The following is a 13,410-nucleotide window of genomic DNA, read 5'->3' on the forward strand; positions in this document are numbered from 1 at the left end:
AAAATTTTGTAGATTATTTTATTATTAATTCTGTCATCAACTTCTGAAAGCGTAGTTAAAAGCGTACATACATTTCTATAAAATGAAAAAAACCAATATCACAATAAAAGACATCGCCAGAAAACTGGGGGTCTCACCTTCTACAGTCTCCAGGGCCTTGAAAGATCACCCGGACATCAGCCCGCAAACTAAAAAGGAGATCCAGGAGCTGGCCTCAAGTTTAAACTACCAGCCTAATTCCGTGGCATTAAGCCTTCGCCAAAGTAAAACCCATACAATTGGTGTGATTATTCCTGAAATAGCTCATTTTTTCTTCTCAGCAGTAATTAGTGGTATTGAGGATATTGCCCATAGTGCAGGTTACCATGTAATTATTACGCAATCCAATGAATCTTTTGAGCGTGAGGTCATGAATACAAAAGCACTGTTCAACTCACGTGTGGACGGTATTATGCTTTCCATTTCAAGGGAAACCAATAATTATCAGCATTTGCAAAACCTGCTTGATAATAATGTGCCGCTGGTCTTCTTCGATAGAATGGTGGAATCATTGAATGCCTGTAAAGTGATTGTAAATGATGAACAGGGGGCTTATGAAGCCACCACTCATTTAATTGAACAAGGTTACTACAGAATCGCCCATCTGGCAGGCCCTCAAAACCTGGGCATCAGCAAAAACAGGCTCAATGGCTATAAAGCTGCACTAGCTGACAATAAATACATGATGGACGATAACCTGGTCAAAGTTTGTGGATTGGGGACTTATGAGGAAGCTGAAGCCATCACTAATGAGCTGCTTGACTACCGCTTCCCGCCTGACGCCATTTTTTCCAATAATGATGTGGCTGCTTATGGTGCCATGACGGCTATTAAGAAAAGAGGATTAAGGATCCCTGAAGATGTAGCCATAGTGGGCTTTAGTAACTGGCGTTTTTCCAGTTTAATCCAGCCAGCTTTGTCTTCTGTTACACAACCGGGTTTTAAAATGGGACAGGAAGCTACCCGCTTATTAATGAAACAAATAGCACTGGGAGACGATGAAGAAGCCATTACAGAAACAATTTCCCTTAAAACCAATCTCGTGGTGAGAGAGTCCTCTTTAAAAAAGAAAAAGCCTGCAGTTAGTTAACTACCGGCATTCAGTAAGTATTTGAAAGAGGCAGCACTTTAAAGATCTTTGGTTATTGCGAGTTTCTCAAACTTTCTCAATTCCATTGGTAAAGTTTTAAGCGTTTCTATCTTTTTATTATAAATTTAACACAAAAGTCTGGCTCTTATATACGGTGTCAGTCCGGAATTTCTTTGAACGGATTTCTTCATTTTGAATACTAAACAAGTTGAAATTTAGAAGATTAGAAATAACCAATTAAAGAATAAAGATATACCTCCATGAAAGAACCAATAGTTAGTGCGAGCTGCTAATACTTAGCCAATATAATGGGGTGAGCATTAAACGCGGCAATCATTGAATTATAAAACAAATGAAGAGTAATTAGCCATAACCTCTTCACATCTTTATATTACAACATATTTCTCCAAGTTAAATAATCCACAACATCAATTTTTCAATAACTTGTATTCCGCAATCGTTACCGCAATCGTTTGCGGTCTTTTAGTTGTTCTCTTTTCAACTTTATATATGCTTTATTAAATAGTTTAGCGGTTTAACCGATAATATTATATATGATTTCTCAACAAACCATCAAAGCTTCAGGACTTAGCCAACATTGTGGGAAAATAACTCACTATGAAAGAATTCCTTATGGGATGATGGGAACTACCGAATATACATTTTTTAAGGTTTCCGTTGTTCAGGAAGGCATCATTAAAGTACACTTGAGCAAAAATGAAGACCTTGATGAGCATTCCTATGCGGTAATTTCCAAACCTGTAGGGATTGATTTTAGCATTGTAGATAAAAACGACTATTTAGAAATTCATACGAATAAATTAAGTCTCTACATTAATAAAGAGCCTTTCACTGTTACTTTTAAGAATAAAGGAGGTGAAATAATTAATGAAGATGATCATGCTTTAGGTACCTCCTGGATTGGTGAACAGGTGAGTACATATAAAAAACTCCAGAATGGGGAGCGTTTTATAGGACTGGGAGAAAAAACCGGACCACTCGACAGAAAGGGCCATGGTTATCAAAACTGGAACACTGATCATTTTGGATATCCTCCCGATAGCGATCCACTTTACTGCACCACTCCCTTTTACATCGGGATTCATAGCAATTTAGCCTATGGAATTTACTTCGATAATTCACATAAAACGCATTTCAATTTCGGTGCTTCCAACCGAAGGTTCTCAAGCTTTTCTGCCGATCAGGGAGATATGGCCTACTACTTTATTTATGAGGATAGCATAGAAGAAATTATTTCCAGCTATACTGATTTAACCGGAAGAATGGAACTTCCACCATTATGGAGCCTTGGGTACCAGCAGTGCAGGTATAGCTACAGACCGGATAAAGAAGTATTAAGTGTCGCAAAAACATTTCGGGATAAAGAAATTCCTGCTGATGTGATTGTGCTCGATATCCATTATATGGAGCAATATAAGATCTTCACCTGGGACAAAAAAGATTTTCCTGATCCCGAAGGAATGCTGAAACAGCTAAAAGATTTAGGTTTTAAGGTAGTAGTAATCTGTGACCCGGGTATAAAAATAGAGTCAGGATATGAGGCTTACGAATCAGGTTTACAGCAAGATGTGTTTGTTAAATTTCCGGATGGCAGCAACTATGAAGGGGAAGTATGGCCGGGCTGGTGTCATTTTCCTGACTTCACTAATCCTAAAGTGCGTGGATGGTGGGCAGAAAAGCTGGAAAGCTACACTAATATGGGCATAGAAGGCTTTTGGAACGACATGAACGAAATAGCCACCTGGGGCCAGCAGCTTCCGGAACTCATAGAATTCGATTTTGAGGGAAACAAAGCCACTGCCAGAAAGGGTCGCAACGTATATGGTATGCTCATGGCTAAAAGTGCGTATGAGGGTGCCAGGAAAAACCTTCCCAATCAAAGAATTTTCAACCTGACAAGAGCAGGGTTCTCAGGCATTCAGCGTTATGCAGCGGTTTGGACAGGTGATAACGTTGCTGACGATGAGCATATGCTGCTAGGTGTGCGGCTGGTAAACAGTTTAGGAATAGCAGGGGTAGCATTTGCAGGCTATGACATTGGCGGTTTCGCAGGCGAGGCCGACAGCCAGCTTTTCGCTCGTTGGATTTCCATCGGAGCTTTTGCCCCTTTCTTCAGAGGTCATTCTATGATTAATAGCAGGGATTCCGAGCCATGGGCTTATGGAGAAGAGGTGGAGGAAATCTCGCGAAACTACATTAATCTAAGGTATAAAATGATGCCTTACATCTATTCAGCTTTTTACCAGGCACATGAAAAGGGAATTCCTGTTGCCAAAAGTTTGGCCATAAAATACCCACATGACCCCAGGATATATTCCTCACTATATGAGAATCAGTATTTATTTGGATCAGACATTTTGGTTGCCCCGGTAGCCAGTAAAGTGAACCTGGCTAAAGTGTACTTTCCTGAAGGCGAATGGTACGACCTTTTCAACGACACCCATTACAGCGGAAATCAGGAAATTATTGCAGAATGCCCTATTGAAAGGCTTCCAGTATATGTAAAAGCATCAGCTATATTGCCAATGCAAGACAAACTGCAGAGCTTGACCCATAACAGTAATGAGATACTTATTATCCACATATATTGTGGTAGCAATGATAATGTTTTTCAATATTATGAGGATGACGGAGCCACTTTTGACTACACAAATGGGGACTCATACCAAAGACAAATAGCTTACCATCCGGCAAATAAAGAAGTCTTATTTACTGAAAAGTCAGGGGATTATACTTCTCAATATAAAAAGCTGAAAATCTATTTTCATGGATTTAATGGTCAGTTGAAAGATAAGATGAAAGTCAACCAAAAAACCGTTCCTATTCAAAAAGAGGATTTTAAATTTATTGATCAAATCTCAAATTTTGATCCACTACCCATGTCGGAAAGGATTTTCCTGCAAGTGGAAAACCTCCCTTTTATTGAAATTGATAATATTGATGAGTTTATTGTAATCAACTGGTTATAAACCATATACTAACGTAATATGTATAAAATACAGCACCTGTTAATTGCTATACTTCTGACCGCTCTACTTCTGGGTTGTGGGAACACTAATGAGCAAAAAGCAGAAAATAGAGAAGTTTCTTTTCCTGAAAAGGCTAGCCACATGAATATCTATGAAGTAAACATAAGGCAATATACGTCAGAAGGTACTTTAAGAGCATTTTTACCCCATATGGAAAGATTAAAAAATATGGGCGTTAATATCCTATGGATCATGCCCGTACAGCCAATTGGTGAAAAGAATAGAAAAGAACCGCTGGGCAGCTATTATTCTATAAAAGATTACACAGACGTAAACCCTGATTTTGGAACTCTTGAAGATTTTAAAGCAGTAGTAGAAAAAGCGCATGAACTGGATATGTTGCTTATCCTGGACTGGGTAGCCAACCATACGGCTTATGATCATCATTGGGCTGAAGAACATCCTGAATACTATAACCTGGATTCACTGGGTAATTTGCAATCTCCTGTAGCTGATTGGACGGATGTGGCAGATTTAAATTATGACAATCCTGATTTGCATCAGGCAATGATCAGCGAAATGAAATGGTGGATTACTGAAACAAATATCGATGGTTTCAGATGCGATGTAGCAGGCATGGTGCCTAATGAGTTTTGGCAGAAGGCTATTGATTCATTAGAAGCCACAAAGGATGTGTTTATGCTGGCAGAATGGGATGAAGCTGAAATGCATGATGCCGGATTTGATATGACTTACGGTTGGTCATACCATCACTTAATTAATGATATTGCACAAGGAAAGGCTAATGCTGATTCTTTAGATGTCTTCCTCCAAAGAGATAACACAAAATATGATTCAGCTGATTTCAGAATGTTTTTCACCTCCAACCATGATGAAAACTCCTGGAATGGAACTGTATTTGAAAGAATGGGGGATGCTTATGAAGTAATAGCTGTATTGACATCCACAGTTAAAGGAATGCCTCTCATTTATGGCGGACAGGAAGCAGGCCTCAATAAGAGGCTTCCCTTTTTTAGTAAAGACTCCATCGACTGGAGTAATTTATCCTACGAAGATTTCTATGCTGATTTATTAAAGCTAAAACATGAAAATCCAGCACTATGGAATGGAAGCTACGGGGGAAAAGCCGTAAGAATCAACTCGAATAGTAATACGGAAAATGTATATGCTTTCAGTAGAAAAAAAGATGACAATGAAGTGATTGTGTTACTCAATCTTTCAGATACTGTCCAGACTTTTAAAGTAGATGCCCCTTATTGGGGAACTTCTTACACAGATTTCCCCAGCGGCAGCGATATGACGATAAGCGAAAAAGAATTAACACTTGACGGCTGGTCCTATAAAATCCTTACTAAAACCATCAAAGAAAATTAATGGAAAGTGTATCAATCACCTCAGAAAAACCCAGGTTAAGTTTTTGGCAAATCTGGAATATGAGCTTTGGCTTTTTGGGAATCCAGTTTGGTTTTGCCTTACAAAATGCCAACGTCAGCAGGATTTTTGAAACGCTGGGAGCAGATAAAGAGAGTTTACCAATTCTGTGGTTGGCTGCACCTGTCACAGGCTTACTGGTCCAACCAATTATCGGCTATTATTCTGACCGAACCTGGTCTCCACGCTGGGGACGAAGAAGACCTTTCTTTGCTGTAGGAGCCATTTTAGCTTCCATTGCTTTATTTATCATGCCCAATTCACCCGAGTTATGGGTAGCTGCAGGCATGCTTTGGCTTATGGATGGCTCCATTAATATCAGTATGGAGCCCTTTCGTGCTTTTGTAGGCGATATGCTTCCTGGCGACCAGCGTACAGTAGGATTTGCCATGCAGAGCTTTTTCATTGGAATAGGTGCCGTAATCGCCTCCTGCCTTCCTTATATTTTCACCAACTGGATTGGCATGAGTAAAACTCCCGCACCGGGTGAAATACCGGATTCAGTAAAATGGTCTTTCTACATAGGAGGAATAGCTTTTCTTTCTGCGGTTATGTGGACTGTTTTTAATAGCAAAGAATACCCACCGGAAGACCTGGAGCTGCTAAAGAAACAGAATAAAGAAAAAGGCATCTTTGGCGGATTGGCGGAATCTTTTATGGGAATCTTTAAGATGCCTAAGACGATGGTGCAACTCGCCTTTGTACAGTTTTTCTCGTGGTTTGCTCTATTTTCCATGTGGATTTATACCACTGCTGCTGTTACAGAACACGTTTATGGCACTACTGATACCAGTTCCGCCTTGTACAATGAAGGTGCAGACTGGGTTGGGATATGTTTTGGGGTTTACAACGGAGTGGCAGCTCTGGCTGCATTTCTATTGCCGCTGCTAGCTAAGAAAGTCGGCAGAAGAATGACTCATTTAATAGCCCTTTTTTGCGGAGCAGCAGGACTTATTTCTATTTTCTTCATCAATGATCCGGATTTCTTAATCTTATCAATGATAGGCGTTGGTATTGCCTGGGCTAGTATTCTATCCATTCCATATGCACTTCTTTCCACTGCTTTACCCGCAGAAAAAATGGGCTATTACATGGGCGTATTCAATTTCTTTATTGTAATTCCGCAAATTGTAGCAGCAGGCTTACTGGGATTTATCCTAAAGAACTTCTTTGGAAATGATGCTATTTATGCCCTCATAGTAGGAGGTGCGGCCATGATATTGGCAGGTTTATTAAGTTTGCTTGTTAATGACAAAGATGAAGTGAAAGTAAGCTAGAAAATAGCATTATTCATTGAGTCTATCAAATCCCTTATCACAAAATAAGAAGGTAAAATTCTATTTATGGATTCTTAGTGATATGTTTACATAACTTACGGACATAAACAGGAATGCTCAAAATATATCAATTTTCTAAATCTTATTCATCAGGGTTTACATTAGAAATACAATCTTTAGAGTTAAAACAGGGAACGCATTTAATAAAAGGAGAAAATGGATCAGGCAAATCCACTCTTTTTAAAGCCATTGCAGGAATCCATGCATTTGAAGGTGAAATCATTCTGGAGGGTGTATCGCTACAGCAACAGCCGGTAAAATTCAGGAAATTGGTAAATTATGCTGAAGCTGAACCCCAATTTCCCGATTTTCTTAGCCTGGATGATCTGATTTTATTTGTTTCTAAAGCTAAAGAGGCTTCCTCAAGTCAAATAGCACATTTAAAAGAAGCATTTGGTGTCAATAACTACGCTGCCAATAGCATTTCTTCTTACTCGTCAGGAATGCTCAAGAAGGCCTCACTCCTACTGGCTTTCCTCGGTACTCCTAAATTGATTATTCTTGATGAGCCCTTTACCACAATTGACGCTGAAGCCCAACAAAATCTTCTGGGGATTATTAAGAATAAGAAGGCTAAAGGAATAAACTTTCTCATCTCTTCCCATCACTTACCTGATATGCAGGAGTTTGAATTCACTTCCATTCAGCAACTCATCAATGGCAAACTTATCAATAGATGAAAGCAGTTTTTACCAAAGCATTTACTCTAACATTCTATAAAGCTTTTATAGGTTTTTTCATCCTTCTATTAATTGTTTTTGGTTCCTTTATGCGGGTTACAGAGCATATTATGCTTGCTCAATTTATACTGCATAGCCCTTTTGGTTTAGCATCTGCTTTGTTTCTCTTTACGTTGTATGCTTATTTTGAAATGAATTTCAGGATCAAGCTCTCTCATAGTAAAGAATACCTGATTTTTCACCAAACAGGTTTATTCAGCCGAGCACAATTCTTCAAAACCCACTTATATATCTGGGTTTATAACCACCTGTTAATTGTGATTTATTCTCTGTTCTTAACTTATCAGGGGTTAATAACAGAAAATGTAAACATTGTTGTAATATTTTCTATCTGGTTGGTGCTTATACTCTTGTTTATTGGCTCTACTACTTACCAATTCCATCTGCTGAAAAAGCCTCTGCCGGAATATAAATTTAAAAAAGTTAAATTCAGATGGTTTATGCAATCAAAAATTACAAGAGTATTTTGGTTTCCTATCCATCTATTGCAGGAAAGACCTTTACTATTCATAGGCTCTAAATTTACGAGTCTGCTGTTGCTCAACATCTTCTTCAGTTCCTACTTAGCGGGCGGATATGACGAAAGATGGCTCTTCTTCTCTATAACATGCTCTGCTTATCTTAACACAATGATTTGGTCAGAAAAAGCATCATTCGAGCAAAAAAAACTTTCCTATTTCCTTAACATGCCTTTAGATATAAAAAGCAAGATTTTTAATCATCATCTGGTTTTCTTAATGATTCTTATTCCTGAATTCTTAATAATTCTCTACCAATCCAATTACAATGTACTCTCCCTATTTTCCCTCATCGCTATTGCTTTAGCCTCAAATGCAGGGTTATATGCTTTATTCAATCTGATAATAGATGAAAACAACTTTTCAAGAGTAATTTTCTTCACATTCTTTCTGTTCTTTTTCCTGATTCTATTTGGCATACCAGCAGTTGTACTAATACTTATATGTTACCTGCCATTTATGTATCTTTTTAAATCGCCCTATCAAATTTAAGTAAGCTAATAGGTAACTGAAGTAGCTAAAAGGTAGTTATCAATGGAAAAAAGCTAAAAGCTATGATAAAAGAAGGAAGCAAAGTAAAATGGAGCTGGGGTAATGGTACGGCTGAAGGAAAAGTAAAGTCCACATTTGATAAAGAAGTGACCCGCACTATTAAAGGAAACGAAGTTACCAGAAAAGGAGAAAAAGGTAACAAAGCATTATACATTGAGCAGGAAGATGGAGACCATGTACTTAAATTAGAAAGTGAAGTAGAGAAAGTATAGATTTTTTATTTCTGATAAGATAGAATTTAACCATTAATTCCCAAGAAGATTAGTTTCCTATCAAATAATAGATTCTGATTAGTTAACTTAGGGATTTAAATCACTGTAAATACGATTATCCTGAAACTTCGTATTTCCTGGATAATTAGAATAAAAGTAATTATTGGTAAATGAGTAGATTCTACATTTCTGTTATTATCGGTTGTTTTACTTTTGTGCTTGGTGCCCCATTAAAAGGACAAAGTCAATCGTTCTGGAAAAAAGCTAATCAATCCAGCTTTAGAACAGCGAGTTCCGCTACCATTCAAAATGCGCAATATTATTCACTGGCGCTGGATGAGTTCGTAAAATCTAACCAACAAAACATTTTCATTCCTTATCCTGATGGCAGCTTAGGCGAATTCCGCATTGAAGAGGTTCCTGTAATGTCACCTAAGCTAGCTAAAAAATATCCTGGAATTAAAACTTTTAAAGGAAGAAATATTGCTAATGGTGAAGTTATCCGCTTGAATTATAGCAAGAAAGGTTTTCATGCCATGATCTTCTCGGAAAAAGGACAAATCTTTATCGACCCTCTTTCACTTGATGATGCTGAAAACTATCACGTATATTATAAGAAAGATTTTGCTAAAAGTGTGCCCCAAAAAGACTTTTTCGAATCAGAACCAATTATTTATGATCAGCAACGCTTGAATGCTGCAAGGCAGTTAGCTTCAACAGGCGCAGTACAGAGACCTTCTGGTACTCAATTACGGACTTACCGGATAGCTATTGCGGCAACAGGGGAGTATACACAATATCATGGAGGCACAGTGGAAGATGCTTTGAGTGCTATCGTAACCACATTAAATCGTGTAAACGGTATTTATGAAAGAGATGTAGCTGTAAGGATGGTGCTGGTAGATAATAATGATGAAATAATTTTCACCGATCCTTCTACGGATCCATTCAACAACAGTAGCAATTCGATTCTACTTAATCAGCTTCAAACTCAAATTGATGAAATAATTGGATCAAACAATTATGATATTGGCCATGGTTTTTCAGTTGGAAACGGAGGAGTAGCTGGCTTGGGAGTAGTCTGCCAGAACGGATCAAAAGCAAGGGGTGTAACGGGATCATTTGATCCTGTTGGAGATCCTTTTGATATAGATTATGTTGCCCACGAATTAGGACATCAGTTTGGAGCTTCTCATACATTTAACAGTGAAATAGGCTCGTGCTCAAAAGGTAATAGGTCGGCTAATTCTGCCTATGAACCGGGAAGCGGCACAACCATTATGGCTTATGCGGGCATTTGTGGTAGCGATAATATTCAACAAAATAGTGATGCATACTTTCACGTAGAAAGCTTAATAAATATTAACTCTTTCATTCAACTAAGTGGAGGAAACTCATGTGCTCAGATTACAGAAACGGGTAATAATATCCCGATAGTTGAAGCCGGCACTGGAGGTTTTACAATCCCAATAGGAACTCCATTTCAATTGAATGGCTCAGCTACCGATCCGGACGGAGATGCTATGAATTTCGTGTGGGAGCAGTATGACCTTGGTCCAGCAGGAAGCCCCGAAACTCCTTCTGGAAACGCACCACTTTTTCGTTCTTTTCTTCCTTCTTCGGATACTTTTAGAATTTTTCCGCAACTATCAGACATTTTAAACCAAACACAAACAATTGGGGAAATCCTTCCTGCTTATTCCCGTGATCTAACTTTTAGGTTTGTAGCCAGAGATAATCAGGAAGTAGCAGGAGTTGATTATGATGAAATTTCCTTTTCAGTATCGGATGCAGCAGGACCTTTTACAGTGGATACCATTGAAGGCCAGTACAAGGGTGACTCGGCCATAACTATAACATGGAATGTAGCGAATACTAATTTAGCTCCTGTAAATTCGCAATTGGTCAATATCTACCTATCTACAGATGGGGGATTAACTTTTACCCGAACTCTTATAGAAAACACGCCAAATGATGGAATTGAAACTGTAAGGCTGGCAAATGTAGTAACTACTCAGGCCAGAATAAAAGTGGCATCGGCAGACAATGTGTTTTTCAATATCAATAACACAGATTTTAGCATTTTTGAAACCCCATCTTTCGATTTAGCCTTTGACTTCAATCAACCAAACTATTGTTCTGAAGATGATATTACAATAAATATTAATACAGCTCCAGTACTCAACTTCCGCGAACCTATTAATTTTTCTTTAAACAACCTCCCCTCAGGGTTTTCAGCCTCTTTCTCTGACAATAATATTGAACCCGGACAATCAACCACCTTAACCATAGTAAATGAAGAAGGATTTGTAGGGTCACTCTCCTTTAACCTAAATGCAAATGCAGGTAGTATATCAAAAGAAGAGACACTATCTACTATCGTTCAAAATATTCCAGGCAAACCAAGTATACTTTCTCCTTCTCAAAGCCAGACAGATGTGTTTTTTCTGCCTATAATAGTATGGGAAGATCAAAATGTATTAACCAATTATGATTTGCAAATAGCCACCGATAGTGACTTCACCAATATTGTAGAAAGTGCGGAAAACATAAGTGGATTCGGGTATCAGGTGCAAAATGAACTGGAAGGTTTGACGCAGCACTTTGTCAGAATCAGAACAAAAAACAATTGTGGCATCAGTGATTATGCTGTCACTTCATTTACTACTGAAAACATAGATTGTGATGTAGCAGCAAGTAGCAATGTACCTATCATTATACCTGACTCTGTTTCCACTATTCAATCAACTTTGGTGTTAAAAGAAAAAGGAAGTATTGTTTCTGTTGAGGTCAGAGACCTAAGAGGAACCCACTCCTTCATCTCTGATTTGAGGGTTACTCTTATAAGTCCGCAGAATACCCAGGTTGTACTTTTTGATGGAATTTGCACAGAACAGGATAATTTCAATGTATCTTTTAGCGATTTAGCAGAATCTGGCAATTTACCCTGCCCACCAGTTGATGGATTAACATATTTACCATTAGATTCATTAGATGCCTTCACTGGAGAAGAAATAGAAGGTAAGTGGACTTTAATGATTGAAGACCTTGAAAATTTAGATGGAGGTCAACTAACGAATTGGGGGTTAAGATTTTGTGTGAGGAATCCTCAATTCAGACCTGATCCACCTTTAAACCTTAAAGCAAGTTATGCAGGAGGCAAAAAAGTTCAACTGGATTGGGAGGATGTAGAAAATGAAATATCCTATACTGTAGAAAGAGCAGTAAGGGAAAGAACAAGGTTTGAGGAGATTGCTGTATTGCCGGAAAATACAACTACTTATATTGAAGAGCTTCCTAATTCCGAAATAACCTATGAATACAGAGTATTTGCTACAAATACTATTGGAGATTCCGATTACTCTAATACTGTAATGGCTTCACTTAGCATTTTAAACACTAATAATAAACTAAGTAGCGAAATAATAATCTACCCTAACCCTGCGAAAGATAAACTTTATATAAAAAATGAAAGTCAGCAGAAAATTGAAGCAGTTTATATTCGCAATACCATGGGACAATTAATTAAGCAGCAAACAGGGCAGGTTGAAAGCATTGATGTTACTACTCTTCAGGCTGGCCTATACTTTATTCAACTACAAATAGGAAATGAACAAATTGTTAAGCAGGTAGTTATTCATCACTAAAAAACCATGAAAAAGATACTCCTCATTTTATTTGCTTTAATTACTTTTCAAATTAATGCGCAAGATCTCATTAAAACCCGTGCAGGTGATGTAAAAATAACGCCTGTTCTGCACGGTAGCCTGGTGCTTGAAATTGATGGCCAAACCATTTTTATAGATCCTTATGGCGGTGCAGAAAAATTTAGTGGTTTTAGCGATGCTGACCTGATTCTCATTACTGACATCCATGGCGACCACCTTCACAAATCCACTTTGGAAGGTCTAAATACCTCAGAAGCCACTTTTATAGTCCCAAAGGCTGTAGCTGAGCAAATGGAAGAAATTAAAGGCAAGGAGAAAAAGGTGATCAATAACGGAGAAAAAACTACTTTCAATAAAATTCAGATTGAGGCCATTCCCATGTATAACCTTCCGGAAGACGAGCAGTCGCGCCACACTAAAGGCCGTGGAAACGGTTACATATTAACTATTGGTGATAAAAAATTTTATTTATCGGGCGATACAGAGGATATTCCTGAAATGCGCAATCTCAAAAACATAGACGTAGCCTTTATTTGCATGAATCTGCCCTATACAATGGATATTCAGCAAGCTGCTGAAGCCACTATAGCCTTTACACCCTCCATTGTTTACCCTTATCATTACAGAGGCCAGAATGGTCTTTCTGATGTGGAAGAATTTAAAAGTATAGTAGAGGAAAGTGCTAAAACTGTTGAAGTAAGGCTTCGAAATTGGTATCCTGAAAATTAATTAAAAAAAAATATTTTTTTTTCTTCAAATCTATTTGATTTTTCAAAAAACAAGTAAATTTATGCCGTTAATCAACAAGCAAA

General features: G+C 38.0%; 9 protein-coding genes. All 9 read left to right on the forward strand.

The genetic code is table 11. The features are described 5' to 3' along the window. Window positions 1-82 precede the first annotated feature (82 nt). The 9 genes from IEV85_RS16910 (at window position 83) to IEV85_RS16950 (ending at window position 13,327) form a co-directional block, all read left to right on the forward strand. On the forward strand, window positions 83-1,129 hold the full coding sequence (locus IEV85_RS16910) for a LacI family DNA-binding transcriptional regulator (RefSeq protein WP_188465612.1): 1,047 nt from the start codon (window positions 83-85) through the stop codon (window positions 1,127-1,129). Between the two features lie 554 nt (window positions 1,130-1,683). Then, window positions 1,684-4,119 carry a glycoside hydrolase family 31 protein gene (locus IEV85_RS16915; RefSeq protein WP_188465614.1) on the forward strand — a complete coding sequence of 812 codons (2,436 nt, stop codon included), beginning with the start codon at window positions 1,684-1,686 and terminating at the stop codon, window positions 4,117-4,119. 18 nt (window positions 4,120-4,137) lie between these two features. Further along, the gene (locus IEV85_RS16920) at window positions 4,138-5,514 is read left to right on the forward strand and encodes an alpha-amylase family glycosyl hydrolase (protein ID WP_188465616.1); all 1,377 of its coding nucleotides are present in this window, start codon (window positions 4,138-4,140) and stop codon (window positions 5,512-5,514) included. Continuing rightward, a complete protein-coding gene (locus IEV85_RS16925) occupies window positions 5,514-6,848 on the forward strand; it encodes an MFS transporter (protein ID WP_188465618.1) in 1,335 nt (444 codons plus the stop codon). Before IEV85_RS16920 ends, IEV85_RS16925 begins: the two co-directional genes overlap by 1 nt. A 113-nt stretch (window positions 6,849-6,961) precedes the next feature. Further along, window positions 6,962-7,588, forward strand: a complete 627-nt coding sequence (locus tag IEV85_RS16930) for an ABC transporter ATP-binding protein (RefSeq protein ID WP_188465620.1) — start codon at window positions 6,962-6,964, stop codon at window positions 7,586-7,588. Continuing rightward, window positions 7,585-8,658, forward strand: coding sequence for a hypothetical protein (locus IEV85_RS16935; RefSeq protein WP_188465622.1), 1,074 nt, complete (start codon window positions 7,585-7,587; stop codon window positions 8,656-8,658). The genes IEV85_RS16930 and IEV85_RS16935 overlap by 4 nt, the downstream gene beginning before the upstream one ends. 62 nt (window positions 8,659-8,720) lie before the next feature. Further along, window positions 8,721-8,930, forward strand: a complete 210-nt coding sequence (locus IEV85_RS16940; RefSeq protein ID WP_188465624.1) for a hypervirulence associated TUDOR domain-containing protein — start codon at window positions 8,721-8,723, stop codon at window positions 8,928-8,930. A 170-nt stretch (window positions 8,931-9,100) separates the two neighbouring features. Continuing rightward, window positions 9,101-12,577 (forward strand): reprolysin-like metallopeptidase, encoded by a 3,477-nt coding sequence (locus IEV85_RS16945; protein WP_188465626.1) that lies wholly within the window; start codon window positions 9,101-9,103, stop codon window positions 12,575-12,577. Between the two features lie 6 nt (window positions 12,578-12,583). Next, window positions 12,584-13,327, forward strand: coding sequence for an MBL fold metallo-hydrolase (locus IEV85_RS16950; protein WP_188465628.1), 744 nt, complete (start codon window positions 12,584-12,586; stop codon window positions 13,325-13,327). Window positions 13,328-13,410: the final 83 nt, after the last annotated feature.

Source organism: Marivirga lumbricoides, from assembly GCF_014636295.1.
GTDB classification, from domain to species: domain Bacteria; phylum Bacteroidota; class Bacteroidia; order Cytophagales; family Cyclobacteriaceae; genus Marivirga; species Marivirga lumbricoides.